This window comes from Neobacillus sp. MER 74 (assembly GCF_023714155.1).
In genome coordinates, this window is sequence record NZ_JAMAUV010000004.1 from 20,452 (window position 1) to 41,008 (window position 20,557).

Genomic DNA, 20,557 nt, shown 5'->3' on the forward strand with positions numbered 1-20,557 from the left:
AGACGATGAGGGGTGAGGTTAAATAATTCATATGGAGGTACAGAATGACTGATTCAGTAATCAATTGGGGGATTCTTGGATGTGCCAGTATTGCGAAGGAAGCCGTCATCCCTTCCATCCAACAATCAAAAATCGGAGAGGTCAGGGCAATCGCGAGTCGGGATATCGAAAAAGCAAAGAAAACGGCAGAACAATGTGGAATTCCGGCAGCATATGGCAGTTATGAAGACTTACTGGCCGACCCCTCCATCGATGCCGTTTATATCCCGCTTCCTAATCATCTGCATAGCGAGTGGACCATTAAGGCCATGCAATCAGGAAAGCATGTACTCTGCGAAAAGCCATTTGCTTTAGATACTAATCAGGCAGAGGAAATGATTAAAGCTAGTAAAAGAACAAATAGAGTCCTGGCTGAGGGGTATATGTATCGACATCACCCTCGCTATGCAATGATAAAGGAAATGATTGAAGAAGGTAAAATCGGTGGGATTAGAGGATTTCATGGCGAATTCTGCTTTAATAATTCGGAAGATTATAACAATGTAAGATATCAGCCGGATATGGGGGGCGGCTCTATCCTCGACGTGGGTTGTTATCCAATAAACGCGATTAGATATTTATTAAATCAAGAACCGGAAGCTCTAACCGTCAATGCTTTCTATTCACCTTTACATGGAAATGTAGATATGATGGCGTCCGGACTGCTTGAATTTTCAAAGGGAGTTTCCGCAACCTTTCAATGCAGTATGTGGGCTGATTATAAGAATACTTTGCATATCATTGGCACAAAAGGAAGAATTGAAATTCCGTTCGCTTACTCATGTAGTGAGGAAACAGGAAACTTCTATTTTTCTTCTAAGGGTGAACGTAAGGAGATTACGGTTTCAAAGGTTAATCAATATGTATTGCAAATCGATCATTTTCACGACAGTATTTTACAAAAACAGCCATATCCCATTAGTCTGGAAGATTCCTTGAATAATACACATGTCCTTCAGGCATGTCTGAAATCTGCAAAAGGACGATGTCGTGTGGAATTATCTGAAATAACTAACAAAAGTGTCGGAGGCGTTCTTTAATGAAAAAAATTGCAATCAAGGGTCTAAAAGAAGGAGTTTCCCAGATCATCATGGGCTCCGCCATGTTCACCGAAGATAATATGGAGCAAGTTTGCAAGATTATGGATGCATATGTAGCAGTAGGAGGGAATACTGTCGATTTGGCCTATGATTATGGGGCAAAAGTAGAGCGCGCAGTTGGGAAATGGCTAAAACTTAGAAACAACCGAGACCAAATGATTCTAATCGGCAAAGGAGCCCACCATGATGATAATGGGAATAGGTTGAACCCTGAATGTATTACTGATGATTTGCTTGCCAGTTTGGACCGTGTTCAAACCGATTACTTTGATCTCTACTTATTGCATCGTGATGACCCGACCGTTCCTGTTGCTCCGATTATTTATGCGTTAAATGAACATCAACAAGCAGGCAGAATTAAAGCCTTTGGCACCTCTAATTGGAGCTTTCAACGTATTCAAGAAGCAAATGAATATGCTGCTGAAAACAGGTTATCCGGCTTTATCGTAAATAGTCCAAACCTAAGTCTGGCAAAGCCAAACGAACCAAGATGGGCCGGTTGTGTTTCAGCTGATCGTGCGTATTGTGAATGGCATGAGCAGAAGCAGATTCCGTTATTCTCTTGGTCTTCACAATCTGCGGGGTTTTTCACCGGAAGATATACTCCGGAGATAAAAGACGACGAACATATGGTTCGGGTTTATTATAGTGATGCTAACTGGGAGCGTTTGCGGAGAGCGGAAGAATTGGCATTGAAAAAAGGCGTATCAGCCAATCACATTGCACTGGCCTATGTGTTAAACCAGCCGTTTCCAACTTGTGCCATCATTGGACCGCGAAGTGTGGAAGAACTTCATTCAAGTATGGAAGCACTTCCTATTAATATTAGCAAAAATGACGTTTCCTGGTTGGATCTTATTGACTTAAATGAGGAATATTCGGGGGGGTTATTCCAAGGTGAAGGTACTAAATGCTAGAGTAGAAGCCTTGTTGACTACGGAGAATCCGGAAAACTTTGTTACCTCACGAGTTCCACAAATTGATTTGATGTATGAAGGAATTCCCGGGGATCGGCATTTTGGCTATACTAAGCTGTCTAATGGCAGAGAGCGGATGTACCCGCGGGGGACTGAAATACGAAATAGAAGACAGGTAAGTATTCTATCACAAGAGGAATGTGATGAAGCTGCCAGAAGACTGGGAATTAAGACAATCAAACCGGAATGGCTGGGAGCGAATATGGTCATTAGCGGTTTTCCAAGTCTATCACAGCTTCCCAGTGGTTCACGGATTCTATTTCCCAGTGGTGCCAGTTTGTACTGTGAGGGTGAAAATTTCCCATGCATTTACCCCGGCCAAATAATCCAATCCTACTATGAGGATATACCGAAATTACCACAACGCTTTGTTAAGGAAGCTTACGGACTCAGAGGTATTGTATGTTCTGTAGAAAGGGAGGGGGAAATAAGACCGGATTCTACGATTGATATATATGTAAACCTGGAGTGGCAAGGAAGAAATTGGGTGGAAGGGGGGACCGGTTGTGAAGTTCAATAGCTTTTACGATGATGTAAAAGAATTGACGATAGATTTGGTTGAGACTCCGAGCATCGTACGCACAAAGGGGGAAGTCGTCTTTGGTGAAAAAGTAATATCGAAATTAATGGAAATTCCTTATTTTAAATTAAATCCAACCAACATACGAAAAATCCCAATCCCTGATGATAAGTGGAATCGATTTTCTGTTGTAGCCTGGGTTGATGGTCTCGAAACAAGTGACGATACCGTATTATTATTGAGTCATTATGATACCGTGCCGGTAGAAGATTATGGACAGTTAAAGGAACTTGCATTTAACCCAAACGAGCTCACGAAGCATTATCATCGTGAAAATAATACTGGGGATAATCGTGAATGGTTGTATGGACGTGGAATCCTCGATATGAAAAGCGGATTAGCAATGAATATAGCAGTGTTGAAAGCCTACACGGAAAATCGAGACACCTTTAAAGGGCAATTGGTTTTCTTAACTTGTCCTGATGAAGAAGCAATTGGAATTGGTGCCATAACGGCAAGCCGCTCGATTAGAGATTTAGCAAAAGAGAAAAACTTCAATTATGTAGGATTAATCAACTCGGATTATACTACAGCAAGATATCCGGGGGATCCCTCGCGTTACGTATATTACGGAACAATTGGGAAGTATCTTGTATCCTTCTATATTAAAGGTATACCCTCACATGTAGGGGAAGTGTTCCGAGGATTGGATTCCAATTTAATTTCATCAGAACTGGTAAGACAGGTTGATCTAAATACAGAACTTTGTGATGAACTCGATGGAGAAATCACTCCACCACCTGTTACACTCAAGCAAAAGGATTTAAAAACAAGCTATGATGTGCAGAGTCCTTTTTTATCTCACCTTTATTTTAACGTATACAGTCATGGGAAAACCAGCCAAGAAATCATCGCGGAGATGAAACGAGTAGCCAAGAACGCAATAGATGAGGTCTTGCAAAAGGTAAATAAGGAATATAAAAAGTATTGTGAAAAGAAAAATCTTCCCTTTCATTCTATTAACTATAAAACGAATATTTTAACCTATGAAGACTTAGTGAAGTTATCCGGAGGTATTCCGGATATTCAAGGGAGTCAAAGGAATACAACGTTAGTTCAACAAGAGAGGGATTTGCATGAAATAAGCATGGAAATTGTTCAACGGACCTTTAACAAAGCCGGGATTAAGGATGATGAGCCAACCATTGTCATCTATCTGGCACCTCCATTTTTTCCACGGATTTATATGGATGGTCAAACAGAAAAACAACGGTGTTTTATGGAGGCAGTGGAAGAATCTATCAAAGAAGCGAATGAGGAATTTAATGAACAAATCGAATCCCGGAAATTTTACCCGTTTATCTCTGATATGAGTTGGTTTGGCATCAGTGAAGATGAGGATTCATGCGCTTCAATCCAAAATAATATGGCCGGATGGGATTCATTATTCTCTGTTGAGTTAGAAACAATGCGACAGATGGATCTGCCTGTGGTTAATATTGGCCCTTATGGGTTTGATGCTCACGGACAAAAGGAAAGAGTAGAAGCCTACTATTCTTTTGAGGTAGTTCCGGCGATGATCAGTAAAACGATTTCGAAAATGTTATCCATTAAGGAAGCTAAACCTGATGTGGAGTTGTCCCTTCCGTCGGTTGATTTTTCGTCATAGGATGGAGTTCACCCTTGGTAATAAGCAGATGTTCTTTATATGATGCGGAAGCTGTTATAAATAAATAAAATAAAATTTGATCCAATCGGATCCAGGGGGCGTAAACAATGTCAAAAGGGTTAATGAAAAGCTTTATCATCTTTATGATTCTATGTCTTACATTAGTTGGCTGTTCTAGCAGAACTGGGCAGTCAGATGATCCGAAGCCAGGGTCCGGGGCAAAAGGTTCTGATGAAGGTAAGACAAAAATCAGTGCTTTTATGTTTATCAATGATCCATCCCGTCAGGACTTATATCGAGAAATTGCAGGAGAATTCATGAAAGAGAATCCGGATATTAATGTTGAAATGCAATTTCCCGGTGAGTATGAAAATGTTATGAAAGTGAAAATGGCAGCCAACGATTTACCTGATATCTTTGATACGCACGGATGGGCGAAGGTGCGCTATGGTAACTATTTAGCTGACCTTCGAGATGAACCTTGGGCTGATGAATTGACAGATTCCATAAAAGGAGTCGTATCTGATGAGGACGGTAAGGTGTATGCCCTTCCTGTCATTGAAGCTAAACAAGGGATTGCCTACAATGCCGGCCTGTTAGAAAAGTACGGGATTGAAGTACCACAGACCTTGGATGAACTGATTGCTGCTTCGGAACAAATCCTGGAAAAGAGTAATGGAAAAACTGTTCCATTCTATTTCTCCGGAGTAGACAAATGGACCATTGGACAGTTCTTTGATTTATTTGCCAATTCCCTATTTATTACACCGGAAAAAAATGATAAGGAAGCTTTATTAAATAATTCTTTTGACTGGAGAAAATGGGATGAACTTCCAAAGAAATTCCAAGAAATTCAGAAAAAGGGTTTAATTAATAAGGATGTCTTAACAGCAAAATATAGTGACTTACCTAAGTCCTTTGCAGAAGAGAGAACCGCTTTTGCTTTAGTAGGTCCATATATTAGTGATGAGGTTCATAAGATTAATCCGGATATTAAGATCGGTCTAATGCCTGTACCGGCTATTGCAGAAGGTGATAAGCCTAACTTCTCGGGTGGAGAACATAGTTCAATGGGAATCTGGAAAGATTCCAAGCATCCGGAAGAAGCGAAAAAACTCCTCCAGTTCTTTGCTAAAAAAGAGAACCTTGCCAGACTTTCAGACGCAACAAAGCTACCATCAGGAATTAAGGGAGTTACGGCCAGTCACGAATTGGTAGGGTATTATGAAAAATATAATGATGTCCAAGTTGTTCCGTACTTCGACCGTGTATATTTACCAAATGGAATTTGGGATACCATGTGTGTACAGGGAGCAGAACTTCTAGCTGATCGGATCACGCCAAAGGATTACTCCGATGTCATGAAGAAGGAAGTAGAACGTTTAAATAATAAGTAGAATTTATCTTAACTAGGTAACTCTTAGTCTATGGTCTGATAGTAATGGATTGGATCATAGACTATATTTTTTATCAAATATAGACACGAAGGGAGGAATATTTCGTGTTCGAAAAATTATGGAGAAATAGTGTTAGGGACATGGATCCGTATATACCCGGGAAATCCATTGAGGAACTGAAACGTGAACAAGGAATAGTAGAGATTACTCGCCTTGGTTCGAATGAAAATCCAATAGGTCCCTCTCCTAAAGCAATAATTGCCATGAAAAGGCAGTAGAAGAAAGTCATCTGTACCCGGATTCAACATATTTAGACCTTCGGAGTAAATTAGGGGAATTGGATGGTTTAGACCCGGAACAGTACGTTGTCGCCAACGGTGCCGACAACATTATTAAGTTAATCGGAAATGCATACATCAATCCCAGTGATGAGGTTGTGTATTGCACTCCCACTTTTACTGCGTATAAAAGTATTGTTCTGCTTATGGGAGGTATTCCGGTAGAAGTTCCATCATGTGCTAATTATGACATTGACTTAGAGGCTATGTACAACGCAATAAACGAAAAAACAAAATTAGTAGTAATTGTTAATCCCAACAATCCAACGGGAACGATTGCCAATAAAGAAGAGCTAAGATCGTTCTTAAATAGAATACCCGAACACGTAATTGTCGTTCTTGATGAAGCGTATATAGATTATGTTGAGACCAAAGACTACCCAACAGGAATTGACTTCATTAAAGAAGGCTTTTCAGTCATTAGCATTCGCACATTTTCGAAATTATACGGTTTAGCTGGAATTAGAGTAGGTTATGCAGTCGCAAGCAAGGAACTTCTTTTGCCTGTGCAACGGGTACGCGAAGTTTTTTCCTGTAACCGAGTTGCTTCTGCAGGAGCAATTGCCGCACTTGAGGATAAGGAGCACAAACTTAAAGTGTTGAAAGAGAATAAGAGTGAGAAAGTTAGATTGGTTGAGGGACTTCGGAGGCTTGGATATGAAGTTACCAATTCTTACACCAATTTTTTATTTGTTAATATGTTACGAGATACCACTGAAATATCTACTACATTATTTCGAATGGGGTTAATTATCCGACCATGTGCCCCATGGGGATTATCGACTCATGCAAGGATTACCGTTGGAACAAAAGAGCAAAATGACAAACTCATTTATGCTTTACAGAATTTAGATGAAGCTGCGGTAAAAGGCTGCTAAGTGAGTCTTTCAGGGAATTCTTTTCAAAACGCCAGAAATCTATATTTATAGAATGATTGAAAAGGGGTATAGGTATGTCAAACACTCAAAAATTAAAAGTTGGAATTATAGGATGTGGCGGAATTGCATTTCAAAAACATTTACCGTCATTGGCAAAGTTAGGAGATAAGGTTGAACTTGTTGGATTTTGTGATGAATTAATTGAAAGAGCTGAAAAAGCAGCAAAACAATTTGGTGTGGAGAACGCTAATGTTTACGCAGATTATAAGGAACTGTTAGAAGATTCATCTATAGATGTTGTTCATGTATTAACGCCTAATATTTCACATTCCTTCATAACTGTAAAGGCATTAGAATCTGGGAAACATGTTATGTGTGAAAAGCCGATGGCCATTAATTCTGCAGAAGCAAAGAAGATGGTAGAGGCAGCGAAACGTACTGGTAAAAAGCTTACAATAGGGTATCAAAACCGCTTCAGAAGGGATTCACTAGCTTTAATAAAAGCATGTGAAGAAGGGGATTTGGGAGAAATATATTTCGCCAAAGCTCATGCGATTCGACGTAGAGGGGTGCCAACTTGGGGAGTATTTATGGATCTTGAGAAACAAGGCGGCGGCCCATTAATCGATATCGGTACCCATGCTTTGGATCTTACTTTATGGATGATGAATAATTATAAACCCAAACTGGTTGTTGGTTCTGCCTATAAAAAACTTTATGACAAACCGGATGGGAATATTTTTGGACCGTGGAACCCGAATGAGTTTAATGTGGAGGATTCCGCATTTGGTTATATAAAAATGGAAAATGGTGCTACCATTATGTTGGAGGCATCTTGGGCGTTAAATATCCTAAATGAAAAAGAGGCACAGATTACCCTATGCGGAACGGAAGCAGGAGCAGAAATGTTTGGAAATCCGGATAAGAATCAGGGTTATGTTACTTTCAATACAACAAAATATGGCGAAAGAATCACATCAGAGACAACCAGAGCCTCCGGGGTTGCTTACTTTGGCGAAGAAGAAATAGATGTGGGATATTTGGAAGCAAAACAATGGATGGATTGTATATTAAATGACGGCGAACCACTAGTTAAGCCTGAGGAGGCTTTTGTTGTTACCCAAATATTAGAAGCTATCTATGAATCTGCAAAAACAGGAAAAGCAGTGGAACTTGAATCTCAACAATTTATCACAATTCAGTAGTGACTATTAAAAGCAAAAGATAAACTAAGGAGTGATTTCCGTGGGGCTAAAGGTAGGTATTCAACTTTTTTCAGTACGACGGTCGTTAAAAAAAGAACCTTTTCAAACGTTAGAAAAGATTGCAAAAGCAGGATATAAATATATAGAAGCCGCCAACCATGATGCCCTCGATGATGATGGTGTAGGGTTCGGGGTATCATCCAGGGAAATGAGGAAGGCTCTTAATGACTTTGGCTTGTCAATTGTGGGCTGCCACGTTAATCCTTTAACAATTGAACGGCTTCCGGCCATTTTGGATTACCATCAAGAAATAGGAAATAAGCAAATAGGATGTGATATCGAATTCTATCCTTATCGAGACATGGATTATTTACTTCGTCGATGTGAGTTTTTTAATCAGGTTGGTGAATTATGTAAGGAACGCGGAATGCGATATTATTACCACAACCATTATCAAGAGTTTCAAAAATTTGATGATAAATCAGTATATGAAATTATCATGGAAAACACAGACCCAAACCTGGTATTCATAGAAATGGACACCTATTGGATTATGAGAGGCGGAGAAGATCCTATTAAGTTAATGGAAAAATATAAAGATCGACTGGTTCTTCTTCATCAAAAGGATTTTCCAAAAGAATCTCCACAACCTATTGTTATGTATAACGGAATCATAGATGCAAATCGAGAAATCACCTATCCACTATTTGAAGAAACAAAAAATCCACTGTGCTTTATAGAAGTTGGCACAGGTATCATGCCAATACAAGAAATTATTAATACTGCGGCTAAAGCACCTAACTTAGAATACATCCTCTTAGAACAAGACCATACACAACTCAACGAAATCGAATCAATCCAACAAAGCATGAAAGGCTTCCAAAAATATACTGGAGTAGAAAAAAAGTAACGAGGGCAGGTATCCTGTCGGATACGGATTACTGCGCTAAATTTCAGGATCAATCCCCCGATATTTTTAAACGTTACTTTATCGAGGGATCTTAAAGGGGATTAATAACCTTGTTTCCTAGTATAACCAATAGATTCAATATAACTTTTTTAAAAGTATTAGTTGAAAAAGTAAGAAAATAAATATTAGATTATTAAGGATGCAAGGTTATTGTCATTAATGATGAATTACCTTGCACCATTTTTTAGTGTGGACATACCAAATCATCTTACCATAAACAATTTTTTCTGTTGAGCAGCAAAAAATGCAGGTGCAACACCTATTTTAGTTACGCCTGTTTCAAGAAAATATTTTAATTCAGATGACACAATAAAACCTCATCATGATGCTACTGATACGACAACGGGAACGATTACAACTTCCAATGATGCCTATGTAACAGCTGTTGAGCAGTTAGGTACGGAGCAGGGTGTTAAAGTGATTGATATGTTTGATTTAACAAGTGAATCCTTTGAAAAGGCATACAAGAATGACCCTGTAGCCAATAATGGTAACTCTCCTTTAACAAATGCAATCATGGTCCCTGCAGATTCGACTCAAAATAATAAGATTGGAGGTTTTTATAACGGCGCTTTAATGGCCAATGAAAAACAATCCCTTGGATATAGCACCTCTAACTACGTTATTCCACCTACAAGAGTATGCGGTGTAGAAAATAAGAAGAGCGTACAATTTGAAGTGGATTGTGAAGGATAGGATCATGAAGCACTGCAGAGATATCCTTGACAAAATAACCCCCATCCCTTCCAACTTCAGCGACTAGCGGCATCCCCATGGCTTCGATTTCTCTGATATCCCGAATAGCAGTTGAACGAGAGATGTTAAATTCCTGCATAATTTCGGTAATGGTAAAGTGGGCACGGTTGTTGATATACCGCATGATGGTATTAATCCGTTCAACTTTTTTCATCGTGGCCTCCAAAACAGTATCATTTTTTGACATGATTTAACGTTATTATAAACTCATCAGGTGAAAAGTGAAATCATTTGATTCCATTTTAAAAAAAGGAAGGTTTTGAATATGACAAATTATACGATTGAAGAAAAAGACAGCTTTACCGTGTTAGGTTTTGGAACGGAGCTTAAGAGTAATTACACGGACTATGCGGGTATAACCAAAGAAAAATCAGACTTCTGGCAGTCTGTCAAACAAGATGGCACGCTTGATACGTTAAAATCTGTTGCGACAAATGACTACGTTTTTGCTGTGAACGAAGCGGTGAATAACAAGATGATGCATTATGCGGGCGTTATGACAGAGACTTCGCTGCCAGAGGCAACTCGAATGATCCAATTTCCTAAAGGTGAATACCTAGTTGTTAAAGGGGAAGGGAACAGTGCGGAAGAGTTGAGCAATATGCTTACTGGTATGGCTTTCGGTCAAGCTTTGCCAGAAGCACAGGAATTTGCCTATGTTGGCGGGCCCAATACGTCGGTTGTGATGGGGCAGCGAAACGGTTTAGTATATGGTGAAATGTGGATTCCTGTTGTCAGGAAATAAGGAGGGATGGAAATGTCCTATCGTGTTGATTTTAAAAATGTATCTACGGTGGGTTTAGAGTCTTCACCAGTCGCAGAAGCGCTTGCTGGTTTACGTGCAAATGAAGCTCGTTACTTTATGAATAAATACAAACATGAATTTACGGTAGAACCAGCTAGTGAAAGCCAAGAAACCCTTGATTATGTGAACCAAATTTTAAAAGAACGTGCTATTGAGTTTGCGGCCAAACCTTTGGAAACGTCGCTTTTTCAAGTGGAAAATATCAAAATGGCCTACGTTTTTTATGAGGATGGGCTTAGTGTCAATGCCATGTATACGATTGATAACCCAAAGAAGCGGGCCGTTGGTTTTAAGCTTTCTGAGGGGATGGAGGTACCAAAGGAGTTGGAGGGGAAGTTCAAGTTTGCCAGGCAGAAGTCGAAACTAGCTGGAACGATTCGGGGTTCGTTTTTTGTCATTAAAGGAGAATATTAACGTAAACAAATACTACAATTCATTCATATAGCAGCACTCTCTATCAAATAGAGGGTGGTTCAAATAGTTCCTCTGACATGGAGGTAAACATTGTATGGGGAGTAGATAGACCTGTTCGTTTCTCTTATATCATTGTTTTTGATTTATAAACTATAAAATTATGAGTTCCAGATTCCTTATTTATGGGTTTGGAACTCATTTTTTATCGTTCACTGACAGAAGACTCCTTCATCAATTTTGTAAAGGACGTAGCAGTAAGAAGGTGTGTCTAAATTCAATATATTGACAAATTTTGAAATAATATAAAGCTTTATCCATCGTATAATTTAAGTAAAGAAGGAGGGCAAAGATTCAATTATTTCTCAAAACTATGAAAGAAGGTGCTGGAAATGTCACTCGCTCACTTTGATGATATCATTGAAATCTGTTGTGGAATGATGGAAGAGGAAGAAATGTTAATCAAGTCAAAGCATGTGAATGAAAGGTTAGATTTTTTGAAAAATCGTATTCCAGAGGACCATCGCTGGTGGGAAGAGGCAATTAGAGAGAATTTAAATAAAAAAGAAAGAGAGGTATTTTAATGTTTAAAAAGAAAAAAAATATAAGTTAATGATCCCTCGTTTGTTCCGAATCAAGGAAGACGGGGGATTATTTTTTTGTTGTACCAAGTAAGCTGAACGGAACTGAATGACAATCCTATTAACAAACATGTTCAACGTAACGATGAGGTTTTTACCGGTAAGGGGACATCCTAATATTATAACTACAGATATTGGAAGGGTTGCTGCCATTCCAAGTAATTTTTGAGGAATCAGTATAAAATAAACTTTAATATCATCAAATCCGTTATACAGGGGGGAAATAAAGATGAATATCATTCAAAAAGCAATAAATTTTGCAGCAGTAGCCCATCGAAATCAGACAAGAAAAGCAACAGATATCCCATATGTCTCTCATCCTTTTGCCGTGGGGATGCTTTTACAAAAGGAGAACTGTTCGGATTCGGTCATTGCTGCAGGTATTCTTCATGATACCCTTGAAGATACCGATACAAATTATGAAACATTAGTAGAGCAATTTGGTGAGCATATTGCGAATTTGGTCAGAGCAGCTTCGGAACCTGATAAAACCCTCCCTTGGCGTGTAAGAAAACAACATACCATTGATATGTTAAAAAATCTATCTATAGAAGAAATACAAGTCATTACTGCGGATAAATTGCATAATCTACAATCCATTAAGGAAGACCGTAAAATGATTGGCGAGATGGTATGGGAGCGTTTTAACCATGGCATGAAAGATCAGCATTGGTATTATGCAAGTATTGTAAAAGAATTAGCACCTAGAAAAGAAGAATTTACACTGATACGGGAATTGGAGTTGGAAGTAATCCATTTGTTTGGGTCTCTATAGTTCCCATCAAATGATAAAAATACGCTTATTCTATTAAGTGGACAGAGGATTATTCTATATTTAACCGAAAGAAGTCTCTTTCGGTTATTTTTTTGTTTCAATATGCTGAACATTTGTAATAAAAGTTACATCCTTACCTTACTAACCCGACATCCTTATTTTTTCGGTTCTTTACTTCATCCATTTTTGAATAAAAGCTCTCTTCTAAATCAATTTCAAAGTAATTTGCCATTTTAATAATATAGGCTAAGCAATCAGCAAATTCTTTACCTAAATCCTCTTTGATTGATTCTTTAGCTAAATCAAATGCCTCTTTTTCATCCCTGCCTTTTGCTATGTGACTATTGGTCAAATTAAAAGCTTTTCGAAGTTCTTCAGCAACTTCCGCCACTTCTGTTGTTAGCAGCATATAATTATTTAAAAGTGAAGCACGAGTTCTCTCATAATTATCTTTATTAATTTCCCAATTCATTTCTTCGTGATAGACTTTTGCGAATTTCTGTAATTCTTTCATTACTCCACCTCATAAAAAGTTAATTTTCGTAAGCTTTCCTAAGTCCTAAGATATATTATTAATTCAGAGTTGGTCAAATTAGAAATCTCTCGATGACATACAGGAAGGTTATTATTTAAGAACCCAGTTAAATCCTAAATGTTGATGGAGTAATTTAGATACAAAAAGTAAACACATATAATATAATTAATGGATGTGAGATCTACAGCGAACTATAAATTTTAACATATTGTTACCATTAATCGAATTGACAATAAATAATAAGCCGCCTTATAATTAGGTGGCTTACTATTATGTAGGGGTGATCGATTGAACAAGAATATCAATCCAAATCTAACAATGAACCCTTTTATTGGGGATCGTCACTTTGAAGTATTGATTCAACTATTGGGAGTGGCAAGAGAGTTGGAATATGAGGTGACTTCCAAGTTATCGTATTTCGGATTGTCTAATGGAAAATTAAAAGTTCTACTATCAGTTCTAAACCATGAACGTCCTCTAAACCCTTCAGAGTTAGCGGATGAAATAGGAGTTACCAGGTCCACGATGACGGGTTTACTAGATGGTCTGGAAAAGGATGGTTTTATTAGAAGGGATATTCTCCATGATCGGAGAAAAACAGCCATTTATTTAACTGAAAAAGGAAGCAGTGTTTTGAACACATTATCGCCCTTATATAGTAACCATGTGACAAAGATTTTCTCAAAGACAACTGAAGAAGAACAACAACTCTTGGTGAATTTGCTAGTAAAAATTAAAGATGGTTTACATGAGGCAAAAAAACACAATATTTTCCCGACATAAAGAATCTACGGGCAGCATGGTAAAAAGTATTATGGGGCCGTCTATGCTGATAGTTAGGTACCGTAATAATTCTACGGTTCCAACTAATCTCTTTCAGCAATTTTTTTAATATAGGGTATTCTAAAGGAATGAAGGGAATAAATCCACGGTAATGAAAGGCCAACTATTTATGGGTTAATGTGAAATTCATTCACTAAACTTTGCATAGGAGAATAAATAATGAAAGCATATGAGATCATGATTCAACAAGTCTATAAAGTAAAGGAAAACGATTCAGTGCGATCGGTCATCGAGAAATTCATTACGTATGGTATCAGCGGACTTCCTGTGGTCAATGACAGAAACGAAATTGTTGGGTATGTGAGTGATGGTGATATCCTGCGATATATTGGAAAGCATGAAGATCGATTTTTTGATCCTTTTTCCTATAGCTTTACGATCCAGGGGGATGATGAGGAATTCTTTGAAAGAGTAAAAAGAGTGCTAAAAAAGAATGTTCTTGAAATTGCTAAAAGAAAAGTTCTCAAAGTTTCATGGAATGAAGAAATAGAAAATATTGCAGCCCTCTTAGGAAAAGGACAAATTAAAAAGCTGCCGGTAGAAAGAAACGGAGTGCTGGTTGGGATCATTAGCCGAGGGGATGTCATTCGCCATTCATTTAAAGCTATTATTTAGGATCGATTTGGCAAAATAAAACAAAGGTTCTAAGATTAGATTGGATCCGAAAATCTATTTACTAATTGATCAGCTTTGCTAAAAGGAGACATATATAAATGGAAGAGTTGGCCCAGCAGCAAATGAGTAAGTTAAGGAATATGAAGAACGAATTAATACGGTTTTCATTGATGTATAAATTTGGATTGGATGAAATGAATACAAAAATAAATATTTTAAAAGAAGAATTTATTCACATTCATGAATATAACCCAATTGAACATACAAATTCGAGGCTAAAATCACCGGAGAGTATTCTAAAGAAGATGCATGCAAAAAACCTTAGTTTTTCTTTGGAATCCATTAAAGAGAATATTAAAGACATTGCAGGGATTCGGATTGTTTGTCCCTTTATCACGGATGTCTATAAAATAAGTCAGATAATTGAAAATCAAAAGGATGTAGAGTTAGTTAAAAGGAAGGATTATATAAAGAATCCGAAACCGAACGGTTATCAAAGTCTCCATCTAATTATAAAAATCCCTGTTTTTATGTCAGACAAAGTAGAAATGGTGTTCGTGGAGCTGCAAATACGTACAATTGCCATGGATTTTTGGGCAAGTCTGGAACATAAAATATACTATAAATATGACAAGGAAATACCAGAGAGGATTAAAAATGATTTAAAAGAGGCAGCACTTTCAGCTTCTGAGTTGGATTTCAAAATGGAGAAGATAAATAATGAAGTAACTACCCTCAAAAAGAGGGGAGATGGAGAAGGTGTTCCAATTTTTTTCGATGAAACACTGAATATCCCTCAAACTTTAATAAAGTCTATCTTTAAAGAGGAAGAAAACTAAGCGGGCGGCCAGATATGGCAGCCCTTTTCAAGCGAATTAGGTAATTTAAATAAATGAAACAAATTTAAAAAACCTTTATGGAAAATTAATTTTAGTAGCCACCTGGAAAGTAATCAAAAAGAGACAAAACGAGACAGTTGTTTCGTTTTGTCTCTTTTTTTATACCTGAATTTTCGTTAAAGCATTGAAAATATGGCTTCCGTTTTTTGGCACGGTTCTTGCTTTAATAAAGTTGTAATGAATTTTTCCAGGGAGGCTGAAAAAATGAGAACGATGGATAGTAAAGATGTAGCTTTAACAAAGGAAAAAGCACAATGGATGTATCAAAAAATGCTAGAAATCCGAAACTTTGAGGACAGTGTGCATGAGTTATTTGCACAGGGAATCTTGCCAGGATTTGTTCATTTATATGCAGGAGAAGAAGCCGTTGCTGTGGGTGTTTGTGCCCATTTAACTGATAAAGATAGTATAACAAGTACCCATCGCGGACACGGTCATTGTATTGCTAAAGGCTGTGATTTAAATGGGATGATGGCGGAGATTTACGGGAAAGTAACTGGTTTATGCAAAGGAAAGGGCGGATCTATGCATATTGCCGACCTTGATAAAGGGATGCTGGGTGCGAATGGAATTGTCGGCGGTGGCTTTCCTCTCGCATGCGGTTCAGCTTTAACAGCTAAGTATAAGAAAACTAAGGATGTAAGCGTTTGTTTCTTTGGAGATGGCGCCCAAAACCACGGGACTTTCCATGAAGGAATTAATCTTGCTGCTATTTGGAATCTTCCAGTCGTTTTTGTTGCCGAAAATAACGGCTATGCTGAGGCTACTCCATTTACCTATGCGTCAAGCTGTAAATCCATTGTTGATCGGGCGATTGGATATAATATCCCAGGTATTAAGGTAGATGGAAAAGATGTTCTCGCAGTCTACCAAGCAGCAGAAGAAGCTGTTGCGAGGGCACGCCGCGGCGAAGGTCCAACACTAATTGAATGTGTGACATATCGAAATTATGGCCATTTCGAAGGAGATGCCCAAAAATACAAAACGGACCAAGAAAAGGTCGAGCATAAAACGGATAAAGATGCCATTCTACTTTTTAGAAATCACTTGCTAAGCCAGGGGCTGTTAGCTGAAAACGAATTAACCAAATTAGAAAACTCAGTTGAAGAAGCGGTAAATCAAGCTGTGAAGTTCAGTGAAGAGAGCCCGTACCCAAGTCCTTCTGAGTTGTTAACTGATGTTTATGTGTCTTATTAAAATGGAGAACGCTGAAATTGGTGATTCAAAATGGACGGCTTATATTAGTAGCCCCGATTAATAAGTTTAGAATTTAGTAATTTTATTGATTGACTATTAAAAGGAGGAATTCGATTATGGCAAGGAAATTGAGTATGTCAGCAGCGATTAATGAGGCTATGAAACTTGCAATGCGTAAGGATGAAAATGTCATTTTATTAGGTGAGGACGTGGCCGGCGGGGCTGAAGTGGATCACTTGCAGGACGAAGATGCATGGGGAGGAGTTCTAGGGGTTACAAAAGGACTTGTTCAGGAGTTTGGACGGGAAAGAATTTTGGATACCCCAATTACAGAAGCAGGTTATATGGGAGCAGCGATGGCGGCGGCCTCAACCGGTTTAAGGCCAATTGCTGAATTAATGTTTAACGACTTTATTGGAAGCTGTTTAGATGAAGTATTAAATCAAGGGGCTAAGTTTCGCTATATGTTTGGGGGCAAGGCCCAGGTTCCAGTTACCATTCGAACCATGCATGGTGCCGGATTTAGAGCGGCTGCCCAGCACTCCCAAAGTTTATATGCTCTGTTTACTGCGATTCCAGGTGTAAAAGTGGTTGTCCCTTCCACACCTTATGAAGCAAAGGGATTATTACTCGCAGCGATCGAAGATAACGATCCTGTCATCTTTTTTGAAGATAAAACACTCTATAATATGACAGGCGATGTTCCAGAAGGTTATTATACGATTCCGATTGGTAAAGCAGATATCAAGCAGGAAGGGTCAGATGTAACCATTGTAGCGGTTGGCAAAATGGTACATACTGCATTGGAAGCTGCTGAGCAACTTTCAGCGAAGGGAATTGAAGTGGAAGTCGTTGATCCACGCAGCCTGTCACCGATGGATGAAGAAACGATTCTTTCGTCTGTAGCAAAAACCAACCGTTTAATCGTTATTGATGAAGCCAATCCAAGATGCAGTATTGCTACGGATATTGCAGCACTAGTTGCCGATAAAGGGTTCGATACACTTGATGCCCCAATTAAACGAATTACGGCACCGCACACGCCTGTACCTTTCTCACCGGTGCTCGAGGATATTTATCTGCCTAAAGCAGAAACAGTAGTTAAAGTGGCAACAGAACTAGTAGGTGCACCCCTAGAAGTATAAATCAGAGAGCGGGAAGGAGAGATCAACATGGCGGTAGAAGTTGTGATGCCGAAATTGGGAATGGCGATGAAAGAAGGCACTGTATCGATATGGAATAAAGGAGTCGGAGACCCTGTCGAAAAGGGTGAATCGATAGCAAGCGTCAGTTCAGAAAAAATTGAAATTGATGTGGAATCTCCTTCGGAGGGAACAGTATTGAAAATTGCTGTTCCCGAAGGAGAAGGGGTTCCTCCTGGGACTGTGATTTGTTACATCGGAATCCCGGGTGAAGAAGTAGCTGCTGCGTTGGCAGTGGAAGAAGCCCAAAAAACTGAAGTGGAAAATGCCACATCTGTAAATGAAAAACAAGAGTCTATCACTTCAGTAAAAGCGGCGCGGAATCGCGTGAAAATTTCCCCAGTCGCAAGGAAAATCGCGGAAGCAGCCAACCTTACTATTGAAAATATCAAAGGAACGGGACCTGGAGGAAGAATAACAAAGGAAGATGTAGAGACAGCCATAAAAAATTCAGCTTCGCCTCAAGCAGAGGAGAAAAAGGAAACAGTCGAACCTCCGGTGAACCCAATAGAGGAGAACCAGCAAATCCCTCTCAGTGGAATCCGAAAAGTGATTGCTGGACGAATGTTTGACAGCCTGCAAAAAACAGCACAACTAACGATTAACATGAAGGCCGATGTGACGGATTTAATGGCTTTACAAAAGCAAATAGCCCAAACTGTTCAAAATCATTATGATCAAAAAATAACGGTGACTGATTTTATTGCTCGTGCTGTTGTGCTCTCACTGCAGAAGCACGGAGAAATGAATAGTGCGTATATGGACGATAAAATTCATTTGTTCAAGAACGTTCATCTTGGCATGGCAGTTGCGCTTGAAAAAGGGTTAGTGGTTCCAGTCATCCGCAATGCTGAAAGTTGTTCACTTATTGATTTATCTCGAAGTATTAAAACCCTGGCACAAAAAGCAAGACAAACTCAGCTTACTCACGAGGAAATGCAAGGTTCCACGTTTACGATTAGTAATCTCGGAGCCTATGGTGTTGAGCATTTCACACCTGTCTTAAATCCACCTGAAACAGGGATTCTTGGTGTCGGTGCTGTTTATGATACTCCAACCTATATTGGTGAAAATTTAGAAAGAAGAAGCATTCTTCCGCTCAGTTTGACATTTGATCACCGTGTACTTGATGGAGCTCCTGCTGCAGCATTTTTACAAACGGTCAAGCAGTATTTAGAAGAGCCGATAACTATGCTTTTATAGAAAGAAGGGAACTCTTATGACTCTGATCGCAATTATAGGTGGTGGTCCTGCTGGATACGTGGCTGCAATTACTGCAGCCCAGCAGGGTCATGAAGTGTCAATAATAGACCAGGGACCGCTAGGAGGTACATGTTTAAATGAAGGGTGCATGCCTACGAAAGCCCTCTTAGAAAGTGCTGGAGTGTACAATAAACTTCAACATGCGAGTGAGTTTGGGATTCGTCTGCCCACCGGCAGCATTGAAATTGATTGGAATACCGTCCAGGGTCGTAAAAACAAGATTGTTACGACGCTTGTTCAAGGAATTCAATATTTAATGAGGAAAAATAAAGTAAAGGTAGTCAAGGGATCGGCGTCTTTCCAATCGAGCCAGGTTTTACGGATTGAGCATAATGGGAACCAAGAAGAGATAACTGCAGACAAAATAATTATCTCAGCTGGCTCTGAACCGATCCAGCTGCCATTTGCACCGTTTGACGGCGATTGGATCATTCATAGTGGTCAGGCGATGTCGCTACAGTCCATTCCTTCTTCGTTGCTAATTATCGGCGGAGGTGTAATCGGCTGTGAGTTTGCTAGTATTTATAGCAGATTGGGAACAAAAGTCACCATTGTGGAGATGGCGGATCAGCTGCTGCCGGGAGAAGATAAAGATGTAGCTGCGATCTTACATAAGGAGCTTGAAGCCGACGGTGTTACTATCTTTTCTTCGACTAGACTAAAAGATTTAAACAAGGATCAGAAGAAGGCGTTTATAGAAAACGATAAAGGTCTCCATGAGGTTGAGCCAGATTTGGTCCTCGTTTCGATTGGCCGCAAGCCAAGGGTAAATAGCTTGGGTCTTGAGAACATCGGCATTGATTTTTCAAGACAAGGAATTGTAGTAAATGAGCAAATGCAAACAAACATTCCAAATATCTATGCCTGTGGAGACGTTATTGGCGGGATTCAATTGGCCCATGTGGCATTCCATGAAGGAACAGTTGCCGCTTTAAACGCATGCGGAGTCGATACACAGGTAAATTATCGTGCTGTTCCCCGCTGCATTTATACCTCACCTGAGATTGCCAGTGTAGGTATAACGGAAAAGCTGGCCATCGACCAATATGGTGACATAAGAGTTGGGGAGTTTCCATTCTCCGCAAACGGGAAGGCGTTAATTTCTAATGAACAATCTGGAAAGGTAAAGGTGTTGGTTGAACCAGAGTATGGGGAAATTGTTGGGGTTTCGATTGTCGGACCCCACGCCACCGAGCTGATTGGGCAAGGTACCGTCATGCTTCATGCTGAGTTGACAACGGATAGTTTGGAACAATTTATTGCTGCCCATCCAAGTCTTTCTGAGGCAATCCATGAGGCATTACTTAGTGCCGTTGGACATGCGGTTCATGTTTAAGAAAAGGAGAAATGTTTATGCTCTTTGGTATAACCCAAAAGATATAAGAGTCGATCCTTCGTTATAATTATTCTATAAATTATCAAGCTATGCGTTTATTGCGCGTGGCTTTTTTGAATTTTCTATATAATGCAATCGTCTGATTGAAAGCGCATTCATAGTTTTGTATAATAAGAACTGTACGTT

General features: G+C 39.1%; 21 protein-coding genes and 1 pseudogene. 20 read left to right on the forward strand and 2 right to left on the reverse strand.

Going from position 1 to position 20,557, the window contains the following annotated elements; translation table 11 throughout:
- Nucleotides 1–44 precede the first annotated feature (44 nt).
- The 9 genes from M3610_RS08705 (at nt 45) to M3610_RS08745 (ending at nt 9,033) form a co-directional block, all read left to right on the forward strand.
- Nucleotides 45–1,079 carry a Gfo/Idh/MocA family protein gene (locus tag M3610_RS08705; protein ID WP_251458421.1) on the forward strand — a complete coding sequence of 345 codons (1,035 nt, stop codon included), beginning with the start codon at nt 45–47 and terminating at the stop codon, nt 1,077–1,079.
- Entirely contained in the window at nt 1,079–2,056 is a 978-nt protein-coding gene (locus M3610_RS08710; protein ID WP_251458423.1) for an aldo/keto reductase, read from the forward strand. Before M3610_RS08705 ends, M3610_RS08710 begins: the two co-directional genes overlap by 1 nt.
- Nucleotides 2,037–2,636, forward strand: a complete 600-nt coding sequence (locus tag M3610_RS08715) for an MOSC domain-containing protein (RefSeq protein WP_251458424.1) — start codon at nt 2,037–2,039, stop codon at nt 2,634–2,636. Before M3610_RS08710 ends, M3610_RS08715 begins: the two co-directional genes overlap by 20 nt.
- Nucleotides 2,623–4,305, forward strand: a complete 1,683-nt coding sequence (locus tag M3610_RS08720) for a M20/M25/M40 family metallo-hydrolase (RefSeq protein WP_251458426.1) — start codon at nt 2,623–2,625, stop codon at nt 4,303–4,305. Before M3610_RS08715 ends, M3610_RS08720 begins: the two co-directional genes overlap by 14 nt.
- Nucleotides 4,306–4,412: 107 nt before the next feature.
- Entirely contained in the window at nt 4,413–5,702 is a 1,290-nt protein-coding gene (locus tag M3610_RS08725; RefSeq protein ID WP_251458429.1) for an ABC transporter substrate-binding protein, read from the forward strand.
- Between the two features lie 104 nt (nt 5,703–5,806).
- Nucleotides 5,807–5,980: a hypothetical protein gene (locus M3610_RS08730; RefSeq protein WP_251458432.1), complete on the forward strand. Its 174-nt coding sequence runs from the start codon at nt 5,807–5,809 to the stop codon at nt 5,978–5,980.
- A gap of 59 nt (nt 5,981–6,039) precedes the next feature.
- Entirely contained in the window at nt 6,040–6,918 is an 879-nt protein-coding gene (locus M3610_RS08735) for a pyridoxal phosphate-dependent aminotransferase (RefSeq protein WP_251458435.1), read from the forward strand.
- A 74-nt stretch (nt 6,919–6,992) separates the two neighbouring features.
- Nucleotides 6,993–8,123, forward strand: coding sequence for a Gfo/Idh/MocA family protein (locus M3610_RS08740; protein ID WP_251458439.1), 1,131 nt, complete (start codon nt 6,993–6,995; stop codon nt 8,121–8,123).
- 40 nt (nt 8,124–8,163) lie between these two features.
- Nucleotides 8,164–9,033: a sugar phosphate isomerase/epimerase family protein gene (locus tag M3610_RS08745; protein WP_251458441.1), complete on the forward strand. Its 870-nt coding sequence runs from the start codon at nt 8,164–8,166 to the stop codon at nt 9,031–9,033.
- 748 nt (nt 9,034–9,781) lie between these two features.
- Here M3610_RS08745 and M3610_RS08750 read toward each other — a convergent pair.
- A pseudogene (locus M3610_RS08750) lies at nt 9,782–10,003 on the reverse strand (helix-turn-helix transcriptional regulator); the annotation flags it as partial.
- Nucleotides 10,004–10,114: 111 nt separating this feature from the next.
- Between M3610_RS08750 and M3610_RS08755 the strand changes: the two are divergent.
- The 4 genes from M3610_RS08755 to M3610_RS08770 all read left to right on the forward strand — a co-directional run bounded on the left by M3610_RS08755 (nt 10,115) and on the right by M3610_RS08770 (nt 12,481).
- Nucleotides 10,115–10,594, forward strand: coding sequence for a GyrI-like domain-containing protein (locus M3610_RS08755; protein WP_251458443.1), 480 nt, complete (start codon nt 10,115–10,117; stop codon nt 10,592–10,594).
- 12 nt (nt 10,595–10,606) lie between these two features.
- Nucleotides 10,607–11,068 carry a phage tail protein gene (locus tag M3610_RS08760; protein WP_098571779.1) on the forward strand — a complete coding sequence of 154 codons (462 nt, stop codon included), beginning with the start codon at nt 10,607–10,609 and terminating at the stop codon, nt 11,066–11,068.
- Nucleotides 11,069–11,457: 389 nt separating this feature from the next.
- Nucleotides 11,458–11,649 (forward strand): hypothetical protein, encoded by a 192-nt coding sequence (locus M3610_RS08765; protein WP_251458444.1) that lies wholly within the window; start codon nt 11,458–11,460, stop codon nt 11,647–11,649.
- Nucleotides 11,650–11,935: 286 nt separating this feature from the next.
- A complete protein-coding gene (locus tag M3610_RS08770) occupies nt 11,936–12,481 on the forward strand; it encodes an HD domain-containing protein (RefSeq protein ID WP_251458446.1) in 546 nt (181 codons plus the stop codon).
- Nucleotides 12,482–12,614: 133 nt separating this feature from the next.
- Here M3610_RS08770 and M3610_RS08775 read toward each other — a convergent pair whose 3' ends face one another.
- Complete coding sequence (locus M3610_RS08775; RefSeq protein ID WP_251458448.1) at nt 12,615–12,995, reverse strand: MazG nucleotide pyrophosphohydrolase domain-containing protein; 381 nt, start codon at nt 12,993–12,995, stop codon at nt 12,615–12,617.
- A 309-nt stretch (nt 12,996–13,304) separates the two neighbouring features.
- On the opposite strand from M3610_RS08775, the gene M3610_RS08780 reads away from it, so the two are divergent.
- From M3610_RS08780 to lpdA, 7 genes are all read left to right on the forward strand, one after another.
- Nucleotides 13,305–13,799 carry a MarR family winged helix-turn-helix transcriptional regulator gene (locus tag M3610_RS08780; protein WP_251458449.1) on the forward strand — a complete coding sequence of 165 codons (495 nt, stop codon included), beginning with the start codon at nt 13,305–13,307 and terminating at the stop codon, nt 13,797–13,799.
- Between the two features lie 219 nt (nt 13,800–14,018).
- The gene (locus M3610_RS08785) at nt 14,019–14,474 is read left to right on the forward strand and encodes a CBS domain-containing protein (RefSeq protein WP_251458450.1); all 456 of its coding nucleotides are present in this window, start codon (nt 14,019–14,021) and stop codon (nt 14,472–14,474) included.
- Between the two features lie 98 nt (nt 14,475–14,572).
- Nucleotides 14,573–15,313 carry a GTP pyrophosphokinase gene (locus tag M3610_RS08790; protein ID WP_251458451.1) on the forward strand — a complete coding sequence of 247 codons (741 nt, stop codon included), beginning with the start codon at nt 14,573–14,575 and terminating at the stop codon, nt 15,311–15,313.
- A 264-nt stretch (nt 15,314–15,577) separates the two neighbouring features.
- The gene (locus M3610_RS08795) at nt 15,578–16,570 is read left to right on the forward strand and encodes a thiamine pyrophosphate-dependent dehydrogenase E1 component subunit alpha (RefSeq protein ID WP_251458453.1); all 993 of its coding nucleotides are present in this window, start codon (nt 15,578–15,580) and stop codon (nt 16,568–16,570) included.
- Nucleotides 16,571–16,686: 116 nt separating this feature from the next.
- Entirely contained in the window at nt 16,687–17,715 is a 1,029-nt protein-coding gene (locus M3610_RS08800) for an alpha-ketoacid dehydrogenase subunit beta (protein ID WP_251458455.1), read from the forward strand.
- Nucleotides 17,716–17,742: 27 nt separating this feature from the next.
- Nucleotides 17,743–18,975 carry a dihydrolipoamide acetyltransferase family protein gene (locus M3610_RS08805; protein ID WP_251458457.1) on the forward strand — a complete coding sequence of 411 codons (1,233 nt, stop codon included), beginning with the start codon at nt 17,743–17,745 and terminating at the stop codon, nt 18,973–18,975.
- Nucleotides 18,976–18,991: 16 nt separating this feature from the next.
- Entirely contained in the window at nt 18,992–20,371 is a 1,380-nt protein-coding gene (lpdA, locus tag M3610_RS08810; RefSeq protein WP_251458460.1) for a dihydrolipoyl dehydrogenase, read from the forward strand.
- The last annotated feature ends 186 nt before the right edge of the window (nt 20,372–20,557 follow it).

Coding starts and splice junctions, on each gene's coding strand:
- M3610_RS08705 (WP_251458421.1), top strand. CDS start 45: ATGACTGATTCAGTAATCAATTGGGGGATTCTTGGATGTGCCAGTATT.
- M3610_RS08710 (WP_251458423.1), top strand. CDS start 1,079: ATGAAAAAAATTGCAATCAAGGGTCTAAAAGAAGGAGTTTCCCAGATC.
- M3610_RS08725 (WP_251458429.1), top strand. CDS start 4,413: ATGTCAAAAGGGTTAATGAAAAGCTTTATCATCTTTATGATTCTATGT.
- M3610_RS08740 (WP_251458439.1), top strand. CDS start 6,993: ATGTCAAACACTCAAAAATTAAAAGTTGGAATTATAGGATGTGGCGGA.
- M3610_RS08755 (WP_251458443.1), top strand. CDS start 10,115: ATGACAAATTATACGATTGAAGAAAAAGACAGCTTTACCGTGTTAGGT.
- M3610_RS08760 (WP_098571779.1), top strand. CDS start 10,607: ATGTCCTATCGTGTTGATTTTAAAAATGTATCTACGGTGGGTTTAGAG.
- M3610_RS08765 (WP_251458444.1), top strand. CDS start 11,458: ATGTCACTCGCTCACTTTGATGATATCATTGAAATCTGTTGTGGAATG.
- M3610_RS08770 (WP_251458446.1), top strand. CDS start 11,936: ATGAATATCATTCAAAAAGCAATAAATTTTGCAGCAGTAGCCCATCGA.
- M3610_RS08775 (WP_251458448.1), bottom strand. CDS start 12,995: ATGAAAGAATTACAGAAATTCGCAAAAGTCTATCACGAAGAAATGAAT.
- M3610_RS08785 (WP_251458450.1), top strand. CDS start 14,019: ATGAAAGCATATGAGATCATGATTCAACAAGTCTATAAAGTAAAGGAA.
- M3610_RS08790 (WP_251458451.1), top strand. CDS start 14,573: ATGGAAGAGTTGGCCCAGCAGCAAATGAGTAAGTTAAGGAATATGAAG.
- M3610_RS08795 (WP_251458453.1), top strand. CDS start 15,578: ATGAGAACGATGGATAGTAAAGATGTAGCTTTAACAAAGGAAAAAGCA.
- M3610_RS08800 (WP_251458455.1), top strand. CDS start 16,687: ATGGCAAGGAAATTGAGTATGTCAGCAGCGATTAATGAGGCTATGAAA.
- M3610_RS08805 (WP_251458457.1), top strand. CDS start 17,743: ATGGCGGTAGAAGTTGTGATGCCGAAATTGGGAATGGCGATGAAAGAA.
- lpdA (WP_251458460.1), top strand. CDS start 18,992: ATGACTCTGATCGCAATTATAGGTGGTGGTCCTGCTGGATACGTGGCT.